25 protein-coding genes and 1 pseudogene are annotated in these 22,824 nt (G+C 70.4%); 18 read left to right on the plus strand and 8 right to left on the minus strand.

Features of this window, described 5'->3' with window-relative positions; genetic code table 11:
- On the plus strand, positions 1–464 hold a 464-nt coding region (locus AC5P1B_RS26455), incomplete at its 5' end, for an acyl-CoA carboxylase biotin carboxyl carrier protein subunit (RefSeq protein WP_493890224.1).
- Positions 465–487: 23 nt separating this feature from the next.
- The gene (locus tag AC5P1B_RS26460) at positions 488–991 is read left to right on the plus strand and encodes a DUF2867 domain-containing protein (protein ID WP_493890225.1); all 504 of its coding nucleotides are present in this window, start codon (positions 488–490) and stop codon (positions 989–991) included.
- 166 nt (positions 992–1,157) lie between these two features.
- Here the strand turns inward: AC5P1B_RS26460 and AC5P1B_RS26465 are convergent, their stop codons facing one another.
- The 3 genes from AC5P1B_RS26465 to AC5P1B_RS26475 form a co-directional block, all read right to left on the minus strand.
- Positions 1,158–1,613 carry a tellurite resistance TerB family protein gene (locus AC5P1B_RS26465; RefSeq protein ID WP_493890226.1) on the minus strand — a complete coding sequence of 152 codons (456 nt, stop codon included), beginning with the start codon at positions 1,611–1,613 and terminating at the stop codon, positions 1,158–1,160.
- A gap of 192 nt (positions 1,614–1,805) precedes the next feature.
- Positions 1,806–2,813, minus strand: a complete 1,008-nt coding sequence (locus tag AC5P1B_RS26470; RefSeq protein ID WP_493890228.1) for a rod shape-determining protein — start codon at positions 2,811–2,813, stop codon at positions 1,806–1,808.
- A 358-nt stretch (positions 2,814–3,171) separates the two neighbouring features.
- Positions 3,172–4,848 carry a bifunctional 3'-5' exonuclease/DNA polymerase gene (locus tag AC5P1B_RS26475; protein ID WP_493890230.1) on the minus strand — a complete coding sequence of 559 codons (1,677 nt, stop codon included), beginning with the start codon at positions 4,846–4,848 and terminating at the stop codon, positions 3,172–3,174.
- A gap of 114 nt (positions 4,849–4,962) precedes the next feature.
- Here AC5P1B_RS26475 and rpmF point away from each other — a divergent pair, with 114 nt between their 5' ends.
- On the plus strand, positions 4,963–5,133 hold the full coding sequence (gene rpmF, locus AC5P1B_RS26480; protein ID WP_493890232.1) for a 50S ribosomal protein L32: 171 nt from the start codon (positions 4,963–4,965) through the stop codon (positions 5,131–5,133).
- A 6-nt stretch (positions 5,134–5,139) separates the two neighbouring features.
- On the plus strand, positions 5,140–6,549 hold the full coding sequence (locus AC5P1B_RS26485) for a GTP-binding protein (RefSeq protein WP_493890234.1): 1,410 nt from the start codon (positions 5,140–5,142) through the stop codon (positions 6,547–6,549).
- Between the two features lie 137 nt (positions 6,550–6,686).
- On the opposite strand, the gene rpsN is transcribed toward AC5P1B_RS26485, so the two are convergent.
- Positions 6,687–6,992: a 30S ribosomal protein S14 gene (gene rpsN, locus AC5P1B_RS26490; RefSeq protein WP_493890236.1), complete on the minus strand. Its 306-nt coding sequence runs from the start codon at positions 6,990–6,992 to the stop codon at positions 6,687–6,689.
- Positions 6,992–7,228 carry a 50S ribosomal protein L28 gene (rpmB, locus tag AC5P1B_RS26495; RefSeq protein WP_493890237.1) on the minus strand — a complete coding sequence of 79 codons (237 nt, stop codon included), beginning with the start codon at positions 7,226–7,228 and terminating at the stop codon, positions 6,992–6,994. The genes rpsN and rpmB overlap by 1 nt, the downstream gene beginning before the upstream one ends.
- A 76-nt stretch (positions 7,229–7,304) precedes the next feature.
- Between rpmB and rpmG the strand changes: the two genes are divergently transcribed.
- The 5 genes from rpmG (at position 7,305) to AC5P1B_RS26520 (ending at position 9,919) form a co-directional block, all read left to right on the plus strand.
- Positions 7,305–7,469 (plus strand): 50S ribosomal protein L33, encoded by a 165-nt coding sequence (gene rpmG / locus AC5P1B_RS26500; RefSeq protein ID WP_493890238.1) that lies wholly within the window; start codon positions 7,305–7,307, stop codon positions 7,467–7,469.
- Between the two features lie 110 nt (positions 7,470–7,579).
- The gene (locus AC5P1B_RS26505) at positions 7,580–7,834 is read left to right on the plus strand and encodes a type B 50S ribosomal protein L31 (RefSeq protein WP_493890240.1); all 255 of its coding nucleotides are present in this window, start codon (positions 7,580–7,582) and stop codon (positions 7,832–7,834) included.
- Complete coding sequence (locus AC5P1B_RS26510) at positions 7,834–9,039, plus strand: CobW family GTP-binding protein (RefSeq protein ID WP_493890241.1); 1,206 nt, start codon at positions 7,834–7,836, stop codon at positions 9,037–9,039. The genes AC5P1B_RS26505 and AC5P1B_RS26510 overlap by 1 nt, the downstream gene beginning before the upstream one ends.
- Positions 9,040–9,339: 300 nt before the next feature.
- Complete coding sequence (gene rpsR, locus AC5P1B_RS26515) at positions 9,340–9,576, plus strand: 30S ribosomal protein S18 (protein ID WP_493890242.1); 237 nt, start codon at positions 9,340–9,342, stop codon at positions 9,574–9,576.
- Between the two features lie 103 nt (positions 9,577–9,679).
- Entirely contained in the window at positions 9,680–9,919 is a 240-nt protein-coding gene (locus AC5P1B_RS26520) for a DUF397 domain-containing protein (RefSeq protein WP_493890357.1), read from the plus strand.
- Positions 9,920–10,492: 573 nt separating this feature from the next.
- On the opposite strand, the gene AC5P1B_RS26525 is transcribed toward AC5P1B_RS26520, so the two are convergent.
- Positions 10,493–11,014 (minus strand): ATP-binding protein, encoded by a 522-nt coding sequence (locus AC5P1B_RS26525; protein ID WP_493890243.1) that lies wholly within the window; start codon positions 11,012–11,014, stop codon positions 10,493–10,495.
- Positions 11,015–11,319: 305 nt separating this feature from the next.
- Here AC5P1B_RS26525 and AC5P1B_RS26530 point away from each other — a divergent pair, with 305 nt between their 5' ends.
- The 3 genes from AC5P1B_RS26530 to AC5P1B_RS26540 all read left to right on the plus strand — a co-directional run bounded on the left by AC5P1B_RS26530 (position 11,320) and on the right by AC5P1B_RS26540 (position 14,493).
- On the plus strand, positions 11,320–12,183 hold the full coding sequence (locus AC5P1B_RS26530) for a Sco1979 family transcriptional regulator (RefSeq protein ID WP_493890244.1): 864 nt from the start codon (positions 11,320–11,322) through the stop codon (positions 12,181–12,183).
- Between the two features lie 86 nt (positions 12,184–12,269).
- The gene (locus AC5P1B_RS26535; RefSeq protein ID WP_493890245.1) at positions 12,270–13,727 is read left to right on the plus strand and encodes an aldehyde dehydrogenase family protein; all 1,458 of its coding nucleotides are present in this window, start codon (positions 12,270–12,272) and stop codon (positions 13,725–13,727) included.
- Positions 13,728–13,941: 214 nt separating this feature from the next.
- Positions 13,942–14,493 (plus strand): DinB family protein, encoded by a 552-nt coding sequence (locus AC5P1B_RS26540; protein ID WP_493890247.1) that lies wholly within the window; start codon positions 13,942–13,944, stop codon positions 14,491–14,493.
- 83 nt (positions 14,494–14,576) lie between these two features.
- Here the strand turns inward: AC5P1B_RS26540 and AC5P1B_RS26545 are convergent, their stop codons facing one another.
- Entirely contained in the window at positions 14,577–15,410 is an 834-nt protein-coding gene (locus tag AC5P1B_RS26545; protein WP_493890248.1) for a bleomycin resistance protein, read from the minus strand.
- A gap of 107 nt (positions 15,411–15,517) precedes the next feature.
- Between AC5P1B_RS26545 and AC5P1B_RS26550 the strand changes: the two are divergent.
- The 5 genes and pseudogenes from AC5P1B_RS26550 to AC5P1B_RS26570 form a co-directional block, all read left to right on the plus strand.
- Positions 15,518–16,147 (plus strand): annotated as a pseudogene (locus AC5P1B_RS26550) (PadR family transcriptional regulator); the annotation flags it as partial.
- Between the two features lie 231 nt (positions 16,148–16,378).
- The gene (locus AC5P1B_RS26555) at positions 16,379–17,446 is read left to right on the plus strand and encodes an ATP-binding cassette domain-containing protein (protein ID WP_493890250.1); all 1,068 of its coding nucleotides are present in this window, start codon (positions 16,379–16,381) and stop codon (positions 17,444–17,446) included.
- A complete protein-coding gene (locus AC5P1B_RS26560; protein WP_493890251.1) occupies positions 17,443–18,282 on the plus strand; it encodes an ABC transporter permease in 840 nt (279 codons plus the stop codon). The genes AC5P1B_RS26555 and AC5P1B_RS26560 overlap by 4 nt, the downstream gene beginning before the upstream one ends.
- Before the next feature lie 427 nt (positions 18,283–18,709).
- Complete coding sequence (gene hemC / locus AC5P1B_RS26565; RefSeq protein ID WP_493890252.1) at positions 18,710–19,645, plus strand: hydroxymethylbilane synthase; 936 nt, start codon at positions 18,710–18,712, stop codon at positions 19,643–19,645.
- Positions 19,646–19,925: 280 nt separating this feature from the next.
- Complete coding sequence (locus tag AC5P1B_RS26570; protein ID WP_493890254.1) at positions 19,926–20,975, plus strand: methyltransferase; 1,050 nt, start codon at positions 19,926–19,928, stop codon at positions 20,973–20,975.
- 155 nt (positions 20,976–21,130) lie between these two features.
- Here AC5P1B_RS26570 and leuE read toward each other — a convergent pair whose 3' ends face one another.
- Positions 21,131–21,838 carry a leucine efflux protein LeuE gene (leuE, locus tag AC5P1B_RS26575; RefSeq protein ID WP_493890255.1) on the minus strand — a complete coding sequence of 236 codons (708 nt, stop codon included), beginning with the start codon at positions 21,836–21,838 and terminating at the stop codon, positions 21,131–21,133.
- Positions 21,839–21,963: 125 nt separating this feature from the next.
- On the opposite strand from leuE, the gene AC5P1B_RS26580 reads away from it, so the two are divergent.
- Positions 21,964–22,725 (plus strand): MerR family transcriptional regulator, encoded by a 762-nt coding sequence (locus tag AC5P1B_RS26580; protein ID WP_493890256.1) that lies wholly within the window; start codon positions 21,964–21,966, stop codon positions 22,723–22,725.
- Positions 22,726–22,824: the final 99 nt, after the last annotated feature.

The raw sequence follows: 22,824 nt of genomic DNA on the forward strand, positions 1-22,824 counted from the left end.
ACCCCGGCCCCTTCACCATCCACACCCGATGGATCGAAACCGAGTTCACCAACACCATCACCCCCTACACCCCCACCGACGACGACACCGAAACCCCCAGCCGCGAAACCGTCATCGTCGAGGTCGGCGGCAAACGCCTGGAAGTCTCCCTCCCCGCCTCCCTCGGATTCGCCACCGCCACACCCAACGGCGGAGGCAAGAAGACCCCGCGTAAGCGCCCGACCAGCGCCGGGTCCGCCGCTACGGGGGAAACCCTCGCTTCGCCGATGCAGGGCACCATCGTCAAGACGGCGGTCGAGGAGGGGCAGCGGGTGGCGGAGGGCGAGCTGGTCGTCGTCCTGGAGGCCATGAAGATGGAGCAGCCGCTCAACGCCCACCGCTCCGGCGTCATCATGGGACTGACAGCCGAGGTCGGCGCTTCCGTCGCTTCGGGTGCCGTGATCTGCCAGATCACGGGTGAATAGCGACCCAGAAGGAGTGTGAACCCGTGGTCAGACCTGTGGTCCGCAGGGATGCCGAGCCGGTGACCGAGCAAGCGGTGCGGAGTCTGGGCGGGCACGACCACGTCTCCACGGTGGCGGTGCGGGTGCCCCCGGGGACGAGCACCAGCGACTTCACCCAGGCCATGATGAGCTCACCGCCCGGCTGGGTGGTGCGCCTGCTGCAGGTGCGGGACAAGATCGTCGCGCCGTTCGGCCTGAAGGTCGGCGACACGGCGGCGCCCACCGGAATCGCCCCCGGCGAGCGGCTCGGCCCGATGCGGGTGCTCACCGTCTCCGCCGATGAGGTGATGGGCGGCAAGGACGACAAGCACCTCAGCTACCGCTGTGTCTTCGTCGTACGGGAAGGCGCGCACGGCACCGAGGGGGTGTGCACCACCGTGGTCCGCTACCACCGGAAGGCCGGGCGGATGTACTTCCGCACCATCGAGCCCTTCCACCACCTCATCCTGACGAGCATGGCGCGGCGCGGCGCCACGGCTGCCGTCTGACACAAGCCACGCCCCCCCGCGCGGGCACGCGGCGGTGCCACGCCTACGCGGGCACCCACACTGCCTCGCCCGCGCAGGCGTACGACGCACTCGGGCCAGGCCCCCGCTCGGAAAGCGGGAGCCTGGCCCGGCTCTGACGACAGACGCGTGTGTCCTGGAGGTCGAATCAGAGGTCGAACTCCGTGGGCTCGATACCGACCGCGAAGCACGCCTCGCGGACGACACCCTGCTCCGACTTGTCGAAGTCGCCATCGGCGCCGCCGATGACGATGCCGATCTGGATCACGGCACGCGCCTCGGTGGGCTTCTTCTGCACCTTGCCGATCGTCTGCAGCACGCCGACCTTGCCCATGGCGAAGTCCTGGGTCAGCTGGTTCACGTAGTCGTTGAAGCGCCGCTGCAGATCGTCGGCGGGGAAGTTCCGCAGCACGTCGTTGGAGGCGATCAGGGAAGCGACACGCTGCCGCTCGGCCGGGTCCACGGAGCCGTCGGCCGCCGCGACCAGTGCGCACATCGCCATGCTGGCGTCCCGGAACGCTCCGCTCTTGAGGTCGTTCTTCTTCGACTGCAGCTGGGTCTGCATCGTCTGGGCGGAATCCTTCAACCGGTCCCACAGGGCCATGAGCTGTCTCCTCGCGCGTTACGCGGGTCGGGGGTAGAGATGATCCTCAGAACAAACTGCTGAACCGGGTAGAGAAGTTCCCCAACAGCTGCCGAATGGCTGAACCGTCTCGTCCGCCGCCCCGGCTTCCTGCCCGTTCCGCCCCCGCCCGAGGCGCCGCGGGCCCTGGTCACCGGGGCCGAGCCGCCGTACTCAGCTGGCCAGCGGGTCGAGGTGCAGCGGTGTGATTTTGCCCTCCAGCATCGCGCCCAGGCCCTCCACGGCGCAGGTGTCGGGGTGCTCGGCGATGCGCGTGGCCACGCCCGTGCCCTGGGACAGCATGTCGTCGAGCCCGGCCAGCAGCGCACTGCCGCCGGCGAGCATGATGCCCCGCTCGGCGAGATCGGCGACCAGGTCGGGCGGGCAGCGGCGGAGGACGGTACGGATCGCGTCGAGCACCCCCGTCAGCGGGGCGCGCATGGTCTCCCGGACGTCCGCCAGCTCCACCCGCACGGACCTCGCCTGTCCCGTGGCCACGTCCCTGCCGTGCACCTCGGCGCCCCTGAGCACGGCATGCAGCGGGCCCGCCGACTGGCTGGGCAGCAGCAGCTCATGTTCCGTACGCAGATGCTCCCTGACCGCCTGGTCGATCATGTCGCCGCCGACCGGCACCTTCTCGGCGGCCACGATCGCCCCGAGCGACAGCACCGCCACCTGCGTGGAGGTCGCCCCGCACACCACGATCATCGTGGCTTCCGGCTGCTCGACGGGCAGACCGCAGCCCACGGCGGCGGCGATGAGGGTGTCGACCAGCTCGACCCGGCGGGCGCCGAGACCGCACAGCGTCTCGACGGCGGCGCGCTGCGCGAGCGGGTCGGCCTCATGGGAGACACAGATGGCGGCGCGCAGCATCGGCTTGCGGCGCCAGACGCGGCGGATCTTGTCGCCGATGAAGAACCGCAGCATGCGCTGGGCGATGTCGATGTCCACGACGGTGCCGCCGCTGACCGGGCGGACGACGCGGATGTGCCCCGGCGTGCGGCCGGTCATCCGCTCGGCCAGGTCGCCGACGGCGATCAGCGAACCGGTGTGGGTGTTGATGGCGGCTACGGTCGGTTCGTCGACGATGAGGCCCGTCTCCTTGAGATAGACCCGTGTCCGGGCAGCACCGAGGTCTACCGCGACGGAACAACGGCGTAGCCGCTCAAGACTGAGACTCACGAAGGACTCTCCTCTGGTGGGCGGTGCGGGACCGCCCGCCCGGCGGTCCCCTCGGCCATCGTGCGCGCCCCCCGGCGCCGCCGCATGCGGGACTGGGCCAGGCGGGCGAGCGGCTCCGCCGGTCCGGTGACCGCCTCAGCGGCATGACGGCACGCCAGCTGACCGCCGCTCACCCCGCGCGTCGCGCCCGCCGGGAAGCCCGCACACCAGCCGCCCTCCCCGGCGGGCGAAGACCCGCCCGCGCGGCGGATCGGCGGTCGCGGCGCAGGCTCAGCCCCTTCCGCGCCGCCCTGGGCGGGGAAGCCCGGCGAGGCTCAGGGAGGCCCGGGCAGGACGGGCCCACCGCCCGGCCCCAGGCTCACCCCTTCGCGTCGGCGTAGCACTCGACCACCGCCGGAGTGAGGGGAAAGCGGACGGGAGTGTCCCCGAAGGCGATACGGCCCGCGAGGTCGCCCGCCGCCTGGACGGCCTCGGTCACCTGGGCGGCCTCCTCCTGCGGGCAGTGCACGATCACCTCGTCGTGCTGGAAGAAGACCAGCTCGGCAGTCAGCGGGGCGAGGGACTGCCGTAGCGCGGCGAGCATCAGCAGGGCCCAGTCCGCCGCGCTGCCCTGTACGACGAAGTTCCGCGTGAACCGGCCACGGGCCCGCGCGCTCGCGCTGCTTCCGTACGCGGCGGAGGCGGGAGCGTCCTCCTGGGGGAGTCCGGCCTCCTCGGTGTCGGGCGTGGCCGACACCGGCGGGCAGGTGCGGCCGAGCCAGGTCCGTACGAGCCGTCCTTCCTCTCCGGCGCGCGCCGCGTCGTCCACGTAGGCGACGGCGGCGGGGAAGCGGCGGCGCAGATCCGCGAGGTGTTTCAGGGCGTCGCCCGAGGTCTGCCCGTAGATGGCGCCGAGGAGCGCGAGCTTGGCCTGCGCGCGGTCGCCGGAGAAGGCGCGGTCGGACAGCGCCGCGTACAGGTCGCGGGTGCTGCCGGCGGCCGCCATCAGGCCGGGGTCGCGGGAGACGGCGGCGAGCACGCGCGGCTCCATCTGCTCGGCGTCGGCGACGACCAGCCGCCAGCCGGGGTCGGCGACGACCGCGCGCCGCACCACCTTCGGGATCTGCAGCGCGCCGCCGCCATGGGTGGTCCAGCGGCCGGAGACCGTGCCCCCGGGCAGGTACTCGGGGCGGAAGCGGCCGTCACGCACCCACGACTGGAGCCAGGCCCAGCCATGCGCGGTATGCAGGCGGTAGAGCTTCTTGTACCGCAGCAGCGGCTCCACGGCGGGGTGGTCGACGGCTTGCAGCTCCCAGGCGCGGGTGGAGCTGACGGGCACCCCGGCGCGGGCGAACGCCTTGACGATGTCGGCGGGCAGGTCCGGCCGCACGCGGGTGCCGAAGGCCTGGGAGACCTCGTCGGCGAGATCGACGAGCCGCCGGGGCTCAAGCCCGCCCGGATAGCGCTCGCCCAGCAGCTCGTCCAGCAGCGCCCGGTGTACGTCGGCCCGCCAGGGCACCCCGGCGCGGCGCATCTCGGCGGCGACGAGTTTGCCCGCCGACTCGGCGGTGATGAGCAGGCCCATCCGCGCCGGGTGCGCGGTGGCCTGAGCGCGGGTCAGCTGGTCGGCGTAGACCTCAAGCAGGGCTCGCAGCGGGTCGGTGCCGGGCGGGAGCGGCGGCGGCCCGGCATCGAACAGGGACGGCTGGGTGTCGGCGCCGCGCAGGGGCGGGTCCTCAGGCACGGGCAGGCCATGCAGGCGCGCCCACGCCGCCGCGAGCGACCGCGGCTGCCGCCCCCACTGCCCCTCGTACCCGAGGAGGAGCGTCTCGGCGACCTCCGCGTCGTAGCACCGCTGGACGCGCACGCCCGCGTCGAGCAGCCGCCCGTACAGCTCGGCGGTCGACCGCCAGACCCAGCGCGTCACCTCGGGCCGGGCACGGACGGCCGCGATGAGGCTGGGCTCGACGCGGACCGGCCCCTGGGGCCGGCCCGCGTCATCGACGGGGCAGAGACGAACACCCCCGTCGTCCGTCTCCGCCACCGCCCATCTCATGGACAGAAGTCTTGCAGGGGGGTCTGACAATCACGGTGGGACCGTCATTAGAAATGGGACCCATTTTCATATAGCGTGGCTCCGTACCCTCACCGACACCCCTGGAGACCAGCGATGGCCGTCCCCAAGCGCAAGATGTCCCGCAGCAACACCCGGCACCGCCGCTCGCAGTGGAAGGCCAACGCCCCCCAGCTGGTGCCGATCACGGTCGAGGGCCGCGAGATCAAGGTGCCGCTCCGGCTCGTACGGGCCTACCAGCGCGGGCTCATCCAGCCCGAGGACTGACGGACCATGACCGACCGGCCCACGACTGACCAGGCCGCCCGGCCGCCCGCGCCCGCGCCGGGAGCGGGCACGGCGGAGGCCGCGGCGCTGCCCGTGACCGTCCTCTCCGGATTCCTCGGCTCCGGCAAGACCACGCTGCTCAACCACCTCCTGAACAACCGCGAGGGGCTGCGCGTGGCGGTCATCGTCAACGACATGAGCGAGATCAACATCGACGCCGCGCTCGTCCGCGACGGCGACGCCGCGCTCTCCCGTACCGAGGAGCGGCTCGTGGAGATGACGAACGGGTGCATCTGCTGCACCCTCCGCGACGACCTGCTGGAGGAGGTCGACCGGCTGGCCAGGGAGGGCCGCTTCGACTACCTCCTCATCGAGTCCAGCGGGATCTCGGAGCCGATGCCGGTCGCCGCGACATTCGCCTTCCCGCGCGACGACGGCGCCACGCTGGGCGAGGTGGCGCGCCTCGACACCACGGTGACCGTCGTGGACGCGGCCGGTTTCCTCGCCGAGCTGGCCGGAGGCGACGAACTCACCGAGCGCGGCCTCGACCAGTACGAGGACGACGAGCGGACCGTCAGCGATCTGCTCATGGACCAGGTGGAGTTCGCCGACGTCATCGTCCTGAACAAGCTGGACCTCGTGGACGAGGAGCGGGCCGCGCGGCTGACCGCGACGCTGACCCGGCTCAACCCGGCCGCGCGCGTCGTCCCCGCCCGGTTCGGCCGCGTCGCCCCCGCGCTCCTGCTCGGCACCGGCCTCTTCGACCTCGAACGCGCCCAGCAGGCGCCCGGCTGGGTCAGGGAACTCAACGGCGACCACGTGCCGGAGACCGAGGAGTACGGAATCTCCTCGACCGTCTTCCGCGCGGACCGGCCCTTCCACCCGGAGCGGCTGTGGGAGTTCGTCACCACCGGACTCGACGGCGGCCACGGCACCGTGCTCCGCTCCAAGGGCTTCTTCTCGCTCGCCTCACGGCCCCGGGTGACCGGTCTGTGGTCGCAGGCGGGCGCGGTCGCCAGGTTCGAACCGTCCGGCGTCACCGCGGCGCCCGCCGGGCCCGGAGCCGCGGCACCCCCGCGCGAAGGCGGACAGCCGGAGGCGGACCACGTCGTCGGCGGCGGGCAGGAACTGGTCTTCATCGGCACGGGCCTGGACGCCGACGGGCTGCGCGCCGCGCTCGCCCGCTGCCTGCTCACCGACGCGGAGTACGCGCTCGGCCCGCGGCAATGGACGGCGCTGGCCGACCCGTTCCCCGACTGGGCCACGTACGGCATCGACGACGCCTGCGAACACGAACACGAAGGCGAGCAGGCGCCGGAGCGCGAGCCCGAGGCCGCCGCGTACGCGCTCACCGAGCACGAGCCCGCGCACGAGCCCTCGTGGGTCGGTCGCGGCACGCGGGCGGCGCTCGCCTGAGGTGCCATGTCTCCGTGGCGCCCCTTCGCGGGGCGTCGCGGGCGAGGCGGCTCTGGCGCCGGAGCTGAGCAGCCTCGCGCGGCGGGCCCGGACCGTGGGGAACGGTCCGGGCCCGCCGCACGCTTGTGGCCGGCGCGCTACCAGCTCGACTTGCGCACGCCCGGCAGATATCCGGCGTGCGCCTGCTCGCGCAGACTGACCCGGGACAGGCCGAAGGTGCTGAAGTAGCCGCGCGGACGGCCGTCGCCGCTGTCGCGGTTGCGCACGCGCGTGGCGCTCGCGTCGCGCGGCTGGCGGTTCAGCTCGCGCCGTGCGGCGTAGCGCTCCTCCTCGGGCGTGGCCGGGTTGCTGATGAGCGCCTTGAGGAGGGCGCGGCGGGCGGCGTAGCGGGCGACGACCACCCGGCGCTGCTCGTTCTTGGCGATCTTGCTCTTCTTCGCCATCAGACCTTTCCTCCCCGGGCGCGGATGCGGGCCACGGCGGCCTCGATGCCGAGCGTGTCCACGGTCTTGATGCCCTTGGCGCTGAGGGTGAGCCGTACGAAGCGGTTCTCGCTCGGCAGCCAGTAGCGCTTGCGCTGGATGTTGGGGTCGAAGCGGCGGGAGGTGCGCCGGTGCGAGTGGGAGATGGAGTTGCCGAAGCCCGGCTTCCGGCCGGTGAGTTGGCAGTGGGCGGACATGTCAGCGCCTCCCTGGGCGAACGAGCCGCCGGACGGCCCTAATGAAAATGGAAACCATTTCTGTATAGTAGCTCCTATGGCCCGCAACGAGCTACGCCCCGTGATCAAACTCCGCTCCACCGCTGGGACCGGCTACACGTACGTCACGCGCAAGAACCGCCGGAACAACCCGGACCGCCTTGAGCTGCGCAAGTACGACCCGGTCGTCGGCCGCCACGTCGCCTTCAGGGAAGAGCGCTGAGGCCGCTGGTATGCGCCGGAGACTCCGGTTCCGCCGATCCGGGGAGGGTGCCGGTCCCACCCGCCCCTCCCGATCCCCCTCATCCCTGACCACTCCAAGGAGCACCTGCCATGAAGCCCGGCATCCACCCGCCGTACCACCCGGTCGTCTTCCGCGACCGCGCCGCTGACTTCGCCTTCCTCACCCGGTCCACCGCCACCAGCGACAAGACGGTCGAGTGGGAGGACGGCAACACCTACCCGGTCATCGACGTGGAGATCTCCTCGGCGAGCCACCCCTTCTACACGGGCACCGCGCGCGTGATGGACACCGCCGGCCGCGTCGAGCGCTTCGAGCGCCGCTACGGCAAGCGGGAGGCCCGCTGATGAGTGCGCCCGCGCCGTTGCCCGTGGTGCTGGTCGGCGGGCTGCACTCGGACGCCCGCCAGGCGGCCGTCGAACGGCTGCTGCGGACCGTCCCCGGCAGCGTCGCCCTCCACCACGACCTGGCGACGGCCGCCGACGGCACCGTGCGCCGGACCGTGCGCGACGGGCTGGAAATCCTCGATCAGGGCGAGGCGCCGCTGGTCAACGACTGCGCGTGCTGCGCGTTGCGTGAGGACCTGGTGCCCGAGCTTGAGCGGCTGGCCGACGGCGGCATGTGCCGCCTCGCCATCGTCGAGCTGTGGGACTCCGTCGAGCCGAAGGCGATGGCCGAAGTGGTGGCCGCGCACGGTGGTTCCGGCCTGCGGCTGAGCGGTGTGATCACGGCCGTGGACCCGGCGCTGGTGCTGCCGTACCTCAGCTGCGGCGACGACCTCGCCGAGACCGGCCTGGCTGCCGCGCCCGCCGACCAGCGCACGGTCGGGGACACCTGGGCGCGGCAGCTGGAGTACGCGCCGGTGCTGGCTCTCACAAGCCCCGAGGACAGCACGGGCGGCACGGACGGCGACGACGGCAGGGAGACCGGGGGAGAGGGCTACGACCCGGCCGACCTCGCGCTCATCGGGCAACTGCACCCCACCGCCCAGCTCGTGGCCATCGACTCGGACGAGCTCGTGTCCGCCGCTCTGGCCGGGTTCGACGTGGAGGCCGCGGCGGCGCGCCAGCACCCGGCGTGCGCCCTGCTCCCGCAGGAGGCGGACGCGGACGGCGTCACCACGCTGGTCTGGCACCGGGTACGGCCCTTCCACCCCGGCCGGCTCTTCGCCGCGCTGGAGGACCTGACCTGCGCGGCCGCCCGCAGCCGGGGCCGGTTCTGGCTCGCCGACCGGCCGGACACGCTGCTGTCGTGGGAAGCGGCGGGCGGCGCGCTGTGTGTGGAGAACGCCGGGCCGTGGCTGGCCGGGCTGCCGGACGCCGCCTGGGAACTGGTGCCGCCGATGCGCCGGGTGGCCGCCGCGCTGGACTGGCATCCCGAACACGGTGACCGGGCCCAGCATCTGACCTTCACCTCCCCCGGCCTCGACCGGGAGGGTCTCGTAGCGCTGCTTGAGTCCTGCCTCCTGACCGACAGCGAATACGCGGCGGGCCCGGCGGCCTGGCGCTCCCTGTCGGCGGCCTTCGATGAACTCCTCGACCCGGTTTCCTGAATTCACGTGCCACGCCCCGATTCAGGGGCATTCCGCCGGTGATTGACGCCTCATCTCCCTCACGAATCACGCGACTACACCACGGAATCGGGACTCACCGCCCGTGTCCGCTCCCGTGCCGCCCGTGAGGGACTTGCCGATTCCGGTCTGTTGGAGACCCGCGTCGGCGCTCCCGAAAAACATCCGGCGTCGGTGTTCGCCGCAGTCGGCCGCCCCCGCCACGCCGTCTGCCGCCGTTCGGCAAACCCCGCTGACCTCTCCTGTTCCCTGCCCGTCCCGTCCCGAAAGGACCGTTGTTCCATGGCCCGCTCCCCGCACCCGCGCAAAAACTTGAAGCCCAAGCCCAACCCGTTGGACGCTGCTGACGTCACTTATATCGACTACAAGAACACCGACCTGCTCCGTAAGTTCATTTCCGATCGTGGCAAGATCCGCAGTCGGCGAGTGACACGCGTCTCAGCGCAGCAACAGCGGCAGTTGGCTCGGGCGATCAAGAACGCCCGGGAGATGGCGTTGTTGCCTTACGCCTCGCGGTGATCATTCGAGTACGGCGCGTGCACGTGCATCCGCTCATGCGAACGCACATGAACGGGACTATGATCCGGGGTAGTTGACAGCTGTAACCACCACGGAGAGTTCTGTGCACCAGGCGTATAACGGCATGGCGGCGACGGACCTCCAAGGGGTCGCCTGGCAGAAGAGCAGGCACAGCAATTCACAGGGTTCATGTGTGGAATTCGCGAAGCTGCCCGGCGGAAACGTAGCCGTCCGTAATTCACGCCATCCCGAGGGTCCGGCGCTCATCTACACCCCCGCCGAGATCCAGGCGATGCTGCTCGGCGTCAAGGACGGTGAATTCGACCACCTGGTGGGCGATTGACCGGGCGTGACACGCGCTTCTGAGGGGGCGTGGGGCGTCGGGCGCGGTGTGCTGCCCGTACGCCATTTCGGCATGAGCCGCCCGGAGGCGGCTTCACCGCACGCGGGCGTCTTTGGCGAGAAACAGTCGTCGGCCGCCTCGCGAGGCGGCGCCGTAAGGGGCCTCTGCGGGCGTCTTCGGGGCTCCGTGCCGACGCGGTGGCCGGGCGCCGGCCGGGGCGCTGGAGGCGTACCCGCGTGGGCGCCGCTCCGGCTGCGCCCCGCAGAGGCGCCTCAGCGCCGTCCCGTACGACTCCCGTACGGGGTCGGTCCTGTACGAGTCCGCACGGGTCCCGTACGAGTCCCGTACGAGTCCCGTACGAGTCCCGTACGAGTCCCGTACGAGTCCCGTACGAGCCCCCTTACGCGCCTGCCCGCCCCGGCTGTCGGCGCATGCCCGCGCGAGGCGCGGCGGCGGCGCGCGGGGTGGCTGTCCGGGTGGCCGGCGCGGCCGGGCGAGGCGGGTGGCGTGCGGCGCGTGGTGTGCGGTGGTGTTCGTCGGCGCGTGCCAATCCCGGCTGTCAGTCGCGGGCTGTCAGTCCCGGGGCAGGATGAACAGGGCCCAGACGACCTTGCCGCGCAGCGTCCCCGCCAGCGGGTGCCAGCCCCAGCTGTCGCTGAAGGACTCCACGAGGTAGAGCCCGCGGCCGGATTCGGCCGCGCTGTTCAGCTCGGGGACCAGTGCCGTGTCACCGGTGATCGGGCTCTCCTCGCTGGGGTCGCGTACGGCGCACACCAGGCGCGAGGTCCAGCGCATCAGATGCAGGCGCACCGGGGGCTCGGGGGCAGTGCGATGGCCGGCGGCCTCGCGTTCGCCACCGGGCACGGCGTGCCGTAGCGCGTTGGTCACCAGTTCGGAGACGACCAGGGCCACATCGTCGAAGAGCCCGGAGAGTTCCCACCCGTGCAGCGTGGCGCGGGTGAACTCGCGGGCACCCTTGACCGCTTCGAAGCGTGCCGGGAGCGCGCAGGAAGCGGAGTTCGAGAGAGCCGAGGGGTCGATGGGAGTGAGGCCCTGCCATAACGGCTCGACCATGGTCGATCCTTTGGTCCCCATGCGAGGCACTCCTGGCATTCGTGGCCGTGACGACCCTGGCTGAGTCCCATAACAGCGTGCACGTGCGCGAGCTCCAGCATTCCCAATGCTCGGCGCAGATGCAAGGGCAGATGCACGTGCACGTGGCCGGTTTGCGACAGACTGACCCCTTCGAACTGAATTCTTCCGGAGGGCGCTTGAGTCCATCTCACATCTGGGTAATGAGATGTGCACTCAACGGAGCGTAGAAGTGGCAGACTTCGCGCCCGGGGGTCCGTGGGGGACGTACCCGGCAGGGTACGGAACGTACAGGGAGGGTCACGGAAATGGCCACAAGCGAGTCGAGCGGATCGGTCGTACGCCGTATCCTCCTGGGCTCTCAGCTCCGGCGGCTGCGCGAGTCGCGCGGCATCACGCGTGAAGCGGCTGGTTATTCGATCCGTGCTTCCGAGTCAAAGATCAGCCGCATGGAGTTGGGCAGGGTGAGCTTCAAGGCGCGTGACGTCGAAGACCTCCTCACGCTCTACGGAGTCATCGACGAGGGGGAGCGCGGCGCGCTGCTCGGGCTGGCCCGGGAGGCGAATGTGGCGGGGTGGTGGCACAGTTACGGCGATGTCCTGCCGGGCTGGTTCCAGACGTACGTCGGTCTTGAGGGCGCCGCTTCGCATATCGGCGTCTACGAGGTGCAGTTCATCCACGGCCTGCTGCAGACCGAGGGGTACGCGCACGCCGTCGTCACCCGCGGCCAGCGCGACGCCTGCTCCGCTGAGGTGGACCGGCGTGTGGCACTGCGTCTGGAACGGCAGAAACTGCTGGCCTCCGAGCGGGCTCCGGTCTTTCACGCCGTACTCGACGAGGCCGCGCTGCACCGCCCCTACGGCGACGCGCAGGTGATGCGGGCGCAACTGCGGCACCTCATCGAGGTGTCGCAACAGCCGAATGTGACGCTCCAGGTCATGCCCTTCCACTTCGGCGGGCACTCGGGTGAGAGCGGCGCGTTCACCATGCTGAGCTTTCCCGAGTCCGATCTGCCGGATGTCGTGTATCTGGAACAGCTCACCAGCGCGCTCTATCTCGACAAGCGCGAGGAGGTCGCTCAATACGAGCGGGCGATGGAACGCCTGCGCGCCGACAGCCTTTCTCCGGCCAAATCAAGGGATTTGCTCAGAGGGCGTCTCCAACTGGTCTGAGCCAACACTACGATGACATGCCATCAGGAGTCCCGCCTCAACCCCCGAGGGGCCACCGGCCTCCCGGCCTCCAGATAAGGGATGGCATGTCCTACTTCTCCGAGTTGGCCTATCAGTACATCGATGGCGAGTGGCGGGTCGGCAGCGGCTCGTGGGACATCGTCGACTTCAATCCGTACAACGGGGAGAAGCTGGCTTCCATAACGGTGGCCACCGTTGAGGAGATCGACCAGGCATACCGCGCTGCCGAGCGGGCCCAGCGAGGCTGGGAGGAAACCAACCCCTACACCCGGCGGCTTGTCTTCGAGCGGGCCCTGCGCATCATCGACGACCGCGAGGAGGAGCTGGCCGACGCGATCACGGCGGAGGTCGGCGGCACCCGCGTCAAGGCGGCCTTCGAGCTGCGGATCGTCAAGGACTTCCTCCGCGAGGCCATGCAGCTGGCGCTGCGCCCGGAGGGCCGCATTCTGCCGTCGCCCATCGACGGCAAGGAGAACCGTGTCTACCGGGTGCCGGTCGGTGTCGTCGGCGTCATCAGCCCGTTCAACTTCCCGTTCGTACTGTCTGTCAAGTCGGTCGCCGCGGCCATCGCGCTCGGGAACGCGGTGGTGCTCAAGCCGCACCAGAACACCCCCGTCTGCGGTGGCGGCCTCGTCGCCAAGGTCTTCGAAGAGGCCGGGCTGCCCGCCGGTGTGCTGAACGTGGTCGTCACCGACATCGCCGAGATCGGCGACGCGCTCATCGAGCACCCCGTGCCGAAAATGATCTCCTTCACCGGGTCCGACCGGGTCGGCAGGCATGTCGCCACCGTCGCCGCCGCCGGATTCAAGCGCTGCATCCTGGAACTCGGCGGCAACAGCGCGCTGATCGTCCTCGACGACGCCGACATCGACTACGCCGTGGACGCCGCGGTCTTCAGCCGCTTCATCCACCAGGGCCAGGTGTGCATGGCCGCCAACCGGGTGCTGGTCGACCGCAGCGTGGAGCGCGAGTTCACGGAGAAGTTCGTCGCGAAGGTGAAGACCCTCAAGGTCGGCGACCCCCGCGACCCCGCCACCCACATCGGCCCGCTGATCAACGAGGGTCAGGCCGAGACCATCGCCAACATGGTCGAGCAGGGTCTCTCCGAGGGCGCCACCGCCCTCGTCCGGGGCACCGTCAACGGCGCTCTGGTCAGCCCGACCGTCCTCACGGGCGTCACCCCCGATTCCTCGATCTACGGGCAGGAACTCTTCGGCCCGGTGGCGATCCTCATCCCGTTCGATGGCGAGGAGGAGGCCGTGCGCATCGCCAACGACACCGAGTACGGGCTGAGCGGCGCCGTGCACACCGGTGACATCGAGCGCGGAGTGCGCCTCGCCAAGCGCGTACGCACCGGAATGATCCACGTCAACGACTCCACCGTGCATGACGAGCCCATCGTCCCGTTCGGCGGCGAGAAGCACTCCGGGGTGGGGCGGCTCAACGGTGAGGCGATGCTGGACTGCTTCACCACGACGAAGTGGATCTCCATCCAGTACGGCCGCAGCCAGTTCCCGTTCTGACCCCACCGCACCCGGCCCGGTGCGGAGCAGCCACGCGCGGCTCAGAAGTGCGGCCCGGCAGCCCGGGAGCCAGCGCCGCACTCGGAACTTCTCAGAATCAGGGGACCAGGACAGAGATTGAGGATGGGATGAGGACAGAAGTTGTCCTCAAGGCTTTATAGCGTTGTCTTCATCGAGGCCGGGACCCACCGGCTCCCGAAGGAAGGCGGATTCCATGCCCACTTTTGTGAACGCTGAGCCCCGTGGCGACGAGCGGGCTGCGCTGCTGAACTACCTGGAGGCGCAGCGCGGCGGCATCCGCCGGTCGCTGCTCGGCCTCACGGACGAGCAGGCGGCCGAGTCTCCGGCGGCCAGTGAGCTCTCCTTGATCGGTCTGCTCAAGCACGTCGCCGAGGTGGAGCAGGGCTGGATCATGGGCACTCTCGCCGGGCGGCCTGAGGAATGCGTGAAGCGCGACATGGAGAACTGGCACGAGTCGTTCCAGCCCGTGGGCGATGAGAACATCACCAGCCTGCTGGCGTACTACGACAAGGTCGCGCGCCAGACCGAGGAGTACATCAACTCCCTCCCTGACCTGGATGTCGTCGTGACGCTCCCGGAGGCTCCCTGGTACCCGCAGGACAGGGACCGTTCCGCGCGCTGGATTCTGCTGAGCATGATCCAGGAGGTGGCGCGGCACGCGGGGCACGCCGATGTCATCCGCGAGACGCTGGACGGGAAGACCGCGTTCGAGCTGGTGGATGAGGCGGGCGCGGGCGCGGTGTGAGCCGCCCGCCGCCCCGCGGCGGGAAGCCGTCATTCTCCCCGTCGCCGGGAACGGCCCGAAACCCTTGAGCCCTACGGCTACCACTACCGCGTTTCCGCGTGAGCCTCCTCCCGTATCCCGTCCCGCAATTCGCTGGCGCGGCGCAGCTCATCGGCCACCGACTCCCGCTCGGACGCGCTGAGTCCCATGCCGGCGACCCGCGTGAGCAGCGCCCCGGCCAGGTCGGAGTCGTCCAGGCGTAGGGCCATGTCGGCGCGCAGCACCAGCGCCCGCAGCAGGTCCGGCGCGGACGGCGTAGTGCCCGACGTGGCGGTGGCCGTCGCGGGCGTGGTCCCGGTTTCCGGTGCTGGGGCCGCAGCGTGCTCCCCGGCCCCCGCGTCCGCTCCCACCGGAGCTGTGGCCACGGACGCCAGGGCGCGGTCGAGGATCTTCGCGGCGTGCGCGTGGTCGCCCTTGGAGTCGCCGAGCAGAGCCGCCAGGTGCAGGGCGCGGGCGAAGGGCTCCGTGGGCGCTGGGCTGTGCTCGAAGCTGCCGGCGATGGGCTGGCCGATCCGCAGGCAGTTGCCGCCCGGGTCGGTCAGCAGGAACTGCCGCACCCCGTGCGAGGTGTCCTTCAGCGGCCCGACGCGCGGTATCCCGCGCGTCGGCACCCTGCCGTACGTCTCTTTGAGGCCGCTGCGGAACGCCTCGTACAGCGTGTCCACATCGGGGGTCGAGATCAGACACGAGCTGTACGACGCGGCCGGGTCGTAACGCCGCATACCGAAGAAGTGCAGCTGGATACCCCCACGCTGGACGACCGCATACGGGTTCGGGCTCTTCTGCAGATACGTCACCTTGAAACCGAGGGCGCGGTAGAAGTCCAGGTTCTCGTCGATCGACGGACAGGGCAGCAGGGGTGTCGTCGTCTCGGTCATGAGACCGAGGTTAGGCGCTCCGGCGCCGCTAGTCAAAGTTGAGTAGTGGGTGGGGCCGGTTAACCTGGCCTTGATGTGACGTGCGAGTGAGACGGAGTGACAGGCTGATGTCAGCGACCCGGCTGCTGGTCTTGGGAGCGGTGCGCCAGCATGGGCGCGCGCATGGCTACATGGTGCGCAACGACCTGGAGTACTGGGGTGCGCACGAGTGGTCCAACGCCAAGCCCGGGTCGATCTATCACGCGCTCAAGCAGATGGCGAAGCAAGGTCTGCTGCTCGCCCACGACGTCGCTCCGAGCACGGTGGGCGGGCCGCCGCGCACGGAGTACGAGCTGACGGACAAGGGCGAGGAGACGTTCTTCGCGCTTCTGCGCGAGTCGCTGACCGCCTGGAACGGCAAGCTCGACCTGCTCAGCGCCGGGGTCGGCTTCCTCGTGGACCTGCCACGTGACGAGGCGATCTCCTTGCTGAAGCAGCGGGTCGAGGCGCTGGAGCAGTGGCGTGCGTCGGTCACCGAGTACTACACCCCGGCCGACGGACCCGAGTCGCTGGGCCATATCGGCGAAATCATGGAGCTGTGGGTGACCACCTCCGACAGCGGCGTGGCGTGGACTCGGGCCCTGATCGAACGGCTTGAGGGCGGTGCCTACGTCATGGCGGGCGAGGGCGAGCCGTTCAAGGCTGTGCTGCCGGAGGGTGCCGAGAACCCGTACGCCGGGGCGCCGCATCCAGGAGACATCGCGGCGGGCTATGAGCCGAAGGCGCATGGTGCGGCGGGTGCGCACGGCGTCGATGAGGCGCGGAGCGGCGCGGGCGGCGGGCCGGACATGGAGGCCCTGGACGCGGACGCGGAAGCGAAGAGCGGCTAATCAAGTTTGACTAACGAGAGGAGGGGGAGTACTTTTTTGGAGCGCGGTAGTCAAATTTGACTATCGCGCGCCGCAGGGCTTGGGCTGGAGCTGGAGGAGATGGCATTGGCTGACCGCGATCACGCGATCGTCGTCGAAGGACTGAGGAAGAACTACGGGGACCATCAAGCCCTCAGCGGGCTCGACCTGCTTGTCCGGACCGGCAGTGTGCACGGCGTGCTCGGGCCGAACGGATCGGGCAAGACCACGTGCGTCCGCATCCTCGCCACGCTGCTGCGGCAGGACGGCGGGCGGGCGGAGGTCGCCGGGCTCGACGTGGTGCGCCACGCCGACCAGGTGCGCTACCGGATTGGTCTGCTCGGCCAGCACGCGGCCGTGGACGAGGACCTGAGCGGGCGGCAGAACCTGGAGATGTTCGGCAGGCTCTACCATCTGGGCGCGCGCCGCGCCGGACAGCGCGCGGACGAACTGCTGGAGGAGTTCGGACTGGCTGAGGCCGGGCGGAAGGCGATCAAGCAGTACAGCGGCGGCATGCGGCGCAGGCTCGACCTGGCGGCGGGGCTCATCATGCGGCCGCAGATCCTGTTCCTCGATGAGCCGACGACCGGACTGGACCCGCGCGGCCGCAACCAGGTGTGGAGCGCGGTGCGGTCGTTGGTCGGCGATGGCACGACGGTGCTCCTCACCACCCAGTATCTGGAGGAGGCCGACCAACTCGCCGACCGGATCACGGTCATCGAGACCGGCCGCGCCATCGCCGAGGGAACGGCGGACGAGCTGAAGTCGGCCATCGGCGGCGACCGTATCGACGTCGTGGTGCACCGCGCTGACGAACTGCCCGCCGCCGCCTCGGTGGTCGGCATGGCGGTCCGGGCGGACGACGTGGAGACGGACGCGGACAACCGTCGGGTCAGCGCGCCCGTCGTGGACCGCGTAGGAGCGCTCACCGAGACCGTCCGGGCACTGTCGGCCGCCGGGATCGAGGCGGAGGACATAGTGCTGCGCCGACCCACGCTGGATGAGGTGTTCCTGCACCTCACGGGCGGACGTGCGGGGGAGGAGTCCGAAGGACGCATGGCGGACGGCGGCGGCGCGGCAAGCCGAACGGGGACCGGCGGCGGGCCTGCGAGCGGCGCGGAGCTGACCGGCAAGGAGGCGACGGTATGACGACTGCGGTGCACTTTCCTTCGGCGGGGCGGCCCACCACCCCCGGCGCCCGGCTGCGCTGGGCTCTGGCCGACTCCTGGACCATGACCCGTCGCGAACTGGCCCACTGGGCACGGCAGCCAGTGCAGGTCATCGTGGGGCTCGTCTTCCCGGTGATGCTCCTCGTGGTGTTCGCCTACTTCATCGGCGGCAGCATGCATGTCGCGGGCGGGGGCGACTACAAGGAGTTCCTGGTGCCGGGCATGCTCGCCCTCACCATGGCGTTCGGCCTGGAGGCGACGATGGTCGCCATCGCCGGCGACCTGAACAAGGGCGTCGTCGACCGGTTCCGCGCGATGCCGATGAGCCGGTCCGCCGTGCTCGTCGGCCGCAGCATCGCCGACATGATCCAGTCGCTGGTCGGTCTGCTGGTGATGATAGGCGCCGGCCTGCTGCTGGGCTGGCGCTGGCACGGCGGCTTCGGGGCGGCCTTGGTGGCGGTCGGGCTGCTGCTCCTGCTGCGCTTCGCGATGCTGTGGATAGGCATCTACCTGGGCATGGCCGCGGGCAAGCCAGAGTTGGTGCAAGCGGTGCAGATCCTGATCTGGCCGATCGGCTTTCTGTCCAACGCCTTCGCGTCGGCCGAGTCCATGCCGGACTGGCTTGGTGTCATCGCCGAGTGGAACCCGATGTCCGCCACGGCGTCCGCCATCCGCGAGCTGTTCGACAATCCCGGCTGGGGTGGCGACTCCTGGGCGGCGCGACACGCGGAAATTCTCGCGGTGGCCTGGCCGTTGGTGCTGCTGGCAATCTTCTTCCCGCTGGCGGTCGCCCGCTACCAGCGACTCAGCCGCTGAGAGCCGTCCCCGGGCGCGGCCTCTCCCTGACGAACGACCTCCCTGGTGCGCGACCTGTCCCTGGTGTGCGGCCTGACCGCGGCGGGGGGACTTGACCAAGGCGGCGGGGGCCGGAAGAGGCGGGAGCCCTCATCACGGCCGGGGGCCCCGGTCACGGCAAGGGGGATCACGGCAGGGGACCTGACCACGGGGAGAGACCTGGTCACGGCAAGGGGGCCACGGCAGGGGCCCCGGTCGCGAAAGGAGTACGTCAATGTCCGCACCGGATGCGGAGAGGGGCAGATAGGGGAGGGGAGCCGCGCTCGACGGGCCGGGCCGGGGCGGACCGGGGCGTGGTGGCACGCGGCCCCGTCTCCCGTGGGCCGCAGGACACTCCGTCGGCCAACCCCCGTCCCTCCGTGCCCGGCTGACGCCCTATCGTTTGTCCATGGCATCCGCTGAGCTGATCCGTATCGTGTCCCGGTCCTCGCCGATGGCCCTGGCCCAAGTGGAGCGGGTGCGCTCCGAGCTCAGTGCGCTGCGCCCCGGTACCCGTACCGAGGTCGTGCCGGTCACGACGTCCGGTGACCGGTGGATGGGCGATCTGTCCAAGCTGGGCGGCAAGGGCGCGTTCACCAAGGAGGTCGACGCCGCGCTGCTGGCGGGTGAGGCCGACCTGGCGGTGCACTGCATCAAGGATGTCCCCGCCGACCGGCCGCTGCCCGCCGGCACGGTCTTCGCCGCCTTCCTCAAGCGGGATGACATCAGGGACGCGCTGGTGCACCCCGGCGGCCTCACCCTCGACGAGTTGCCGGCCGGGACGAGGATCGGTACCTCCTCCGTGCGCCGCGTCGCCCAGCTCGCCATCTCCCACCCGCAGCTGACCTGCGTGCCGATCCGCGGCAACGCCAACCGCAGACTGGAGAAGATGGCCGCAGGAGACGCCGACGCGCTGCTGCTCGCGGTGTCCGGTCTGGAGCGGATCGGTCTCCCGGAGCGGATCGCGGAAATCCTCCCGGTCGAGACGATGTGCCCGCCGATCGGCGCTGGAGTGCTCGGCCTCCAGTGCCGGGAGGACGACCACACGACGATAGAGGCGGTCGCCGGGCTGGGGGATGCCGACGCGTGGCGCGAAACCACCGCCGAGCGGATGCTCCTGCATGTCCTTCAAGGCCACTGCAACTCACCGATCGCGGGGTACGCGAAGGCCGAGCGCGACGGGCGTCTGTCGCTGCGCGCCCGGGTCTTCACCCCGGACGGCAAGACGGTCCTCGACGCGCATGAGTGGGCGGGACCGCTCGACCCCGCGACGCTTGGCACTTCCGTGGCCGTCGCCCTCCTGCGGCAGGGCGCCAGGGAACTGATCGACACGATCCCGCACTGAGTCACGGCAGGGGGTCGGCCAGCCTCCACGGCAGCGGCCCCAAGCTCCGCCGACCGGAGCCCTGCATTCCGTACGCAGGGCCGGGGCTGCCCCTGTGCAGGTCGGGCTGCACGCGTACGTAAATGGTTCAACTCTTTGGCTGGATACCGCCGTTACCAGAGTAACGGGAGAAGCCTAGGCTGCCTTGAACTTTGAGCCGTGGCGCATACGGGGGCCGTCGGCTATCCCTTGCCGCGCGCACAGGACAGGCGATAGACAGCGCTTTGACGAGAGGCTCACCATGACAACGAACGAGCAGCAGCCCAGCGCCGAGGCCCTGGGGCTCGTGACCCAGTTGGCCGCCGGACAGATGGCCACCCAAATGCTGGTCGCCGGCGTCCGGCTGACCATCTTCGACCACATAGGCGACGGCGAGCGAACTGCGGACGAGGTGGCCGGCGCTTGCGGGACACAGCCGGAGCCCACACTCAGACTTCTCCGCGCGCTCGCCAGCATCGGGCTCGTCGCCGAGACCAAGGCGGGCAGCTTCGCGAACACCGAGGCGGGCGCGCTCCTGCGCTCCGACCTGCCGATGGGGATGTACGCCTCGGTCCGGATGTTCACCGACCCGGTGATGATGCGCGCCTGGGAAAACCTCGACGAGAGCGTACGGACCGGCGAGACCGCCTTCGACAAGATCCACGGAAAGGACTTCTTCACGTATCTGAAGGAGCAGCCTGAGCTGTCCGCCGGGTTCAACGCGGCGATGAGCCAGACCACGCGCACCGTCGCGGAGACCCTGCCCGCCAGCTACGACTTCAGCCGTTACGGCACCATCGTCGATGTGGGCGGGGGCAACGGCACCCTTCTCGCCGGCGTGCTGCGCGCGTGCCCGGAGACGCGCGGCGTCATCTTCGACACCGCCGAGGGCCTCGCCGAGGCACCCGACCTGCTGGCCGAAGCGGGGCTGAGCGACCGCTGCGCGCTGGAGGCCGGCGACTTCTTCGCCGCCGTCCCGGCCGGTGGCGACGCCTACCTGATCAAGAACGTGCTCCACGACTGGGACGATGAACGGGCGGCGACCATTCTGGGCAACATCCGGCGGGTCGTCCCCGCGGACGGCCGACTGCTGATCATCGAACCGGTGGTGCCCCCCGTCGTGGTCCCCGGGACCGCGGCCCTTACCTACTTCACCGACATCCAGATGCTGGTCAACCTCGGTGGCAAGGAGAGGACGAGGCAGGACTACGAGGCGCTGTGCGCCACAGCGGGCTTCTCGGTCACCTCGGTCACGCCGACGGTGATGTCGCAGTCGAACGCCTACTGCCTCATCGAGGCCATTCCCGTGTGACCGTTTGTCCTGTGTGATCGCCCCGCATGATCACGTGCCTGTGTGATCACTTGCCTGTGTGGCCGCCCGCCGCTACCGGACCAGCCGGTGCCGGCGGGCGGTCGTGCGCCGCCGGCGCTCGTGATCACTGTCACCAACCTCAATGGACAGAACAGCTAGCCCGCGCTCGCCAGCGACAGCTTCGCGGCGAAGCCCAGGAAGGCCGCGCCCGCACCCGCCGACAGCCCCGCCGTCAGCCGCTTGCGGCGGCGGAAGGTCGCGGCGAGGAACGTGCCGCTGAAGATGAGGACCGACAGGTACGTGATGCTGAACAGCTGGGCCCACAGGCCGAGCGCGAAGAACGACAGGGCGGGGTGCGGGTAGGCGGGATCGACGAACTGCACGAAGAAGGAGATGAAGAAGAGGATCGCCTTCGGGTTGAGCAGGCTCACCACGAGGGCCCGCCGGAACGGCCGCTCCTCCGGCTGCTTCGCCGCGGCGCCCACCGGAGCGTCCGCGCCCGCCGGAGCGTCGGCTCCCGCCTGCGGTTCGGCCGTCGTGGCCGCCGCCGTCGTGGCGCGCCGCTGCCACAGCGCCCACGCCCCGCGCAGCATCCCGATCGCCAGCCAGGTCAGATAGCCGGCGCCCGCGAACTTCACGACGGAGAACGCCACCGGGCTCGCCTGCAGCAGCGAGGCCACCCCGCCCGCCGACAACACCATGAGCGCCGCGTCCCCGCACAACACCCCACCGGCCGCCCGGTACGCGACGCGCGGGCCGCGCCGCGCGGCGACCGACACGACGTACAGCGAGTTCGGGCCCGGCAGCAGGATGATCAGTGCGAGGCCCGCAAGGTACGTCGAAAGGTCCGTTATCCCCAGCATGATCCGCAGGATGTCATCCGCCCGGGGCCGCACCCAAGCCTTTTCGCCATATGGACTTGCACCTCACGTGGCGTGAGGACCCACCGTGAAAGGCGTATCGAGAAGCAAGGAGAGCGGGCAGCGCGATGGGCTATTCCGTGGGACAGGTCGCCGGGTTCGCCGGGGTCACGGTGCGTACGTTGCATCACTACGACGAGATCGGACTGCTCGCGCCGGGCGCGCGCAGCCACGCGGGGCACCGGCGGTACGACGACGCCGACCTCGACCGGCTCCAGCAGATCCTGTTCTACCGAGAGCTCGGCTTTCCGCTCGACGAGGTGGCGGCCCTGCTGGACGACCCGGACGCGGACCCGGCGGAGCACCTCCGTCGGCAGCACGCGTTGCTGAGCGACCGGATCGTCAAGCTCCAGGAGATGGCCGCCGCCGTCGAACACGCCATGGAGGCGAAGAAGTTGGGTGTCAATCTCACGCCGGAAGAGAAGTTCGAGGTCTTCGGGGGCGATTTCGACCCGGATGATCACACGGAGGAGGCGGAGCGGCGCTGGGGCGGGACGGACGCGTTCCGGGAGTCGCAGCGCAGGACCGCCACCTGCACGAAGGAGGACTGGCTGCGGATCAAGGCGGAGGCCGACGAGCTCAACGCCCGCTTCGCCGCCCTGATGGAGACCGGTGCCGCCCCGCAGGAGGAGGCGGCGATGGACCTCGCCGAGGAGCACCGGCAGCAGATCTGCCGCTTCTCCTACGACTGCACATACGAGATCCACACCGGTCTCGCCGAGATGTACGTCACGGATCAGCGGTTCACCGCCACGTACGAGGCGGTCAGGCCGGGTCTCGCCGCGTATCTGCGGGAGGCGATCCTCGCCAACGCCCTACGCCAGGCGTAGGGCGGGACGCCGCCCGGTGTGACACCGGCCGTGTGACGTGAGCCGGGTGCCGGGCTGGGAGCACTCCGGATGAGCCCCTTCGCCACGTAGGGGCTTTCC

Source organism: Streptomyces sp. A01, assembly GCF_059026195.1.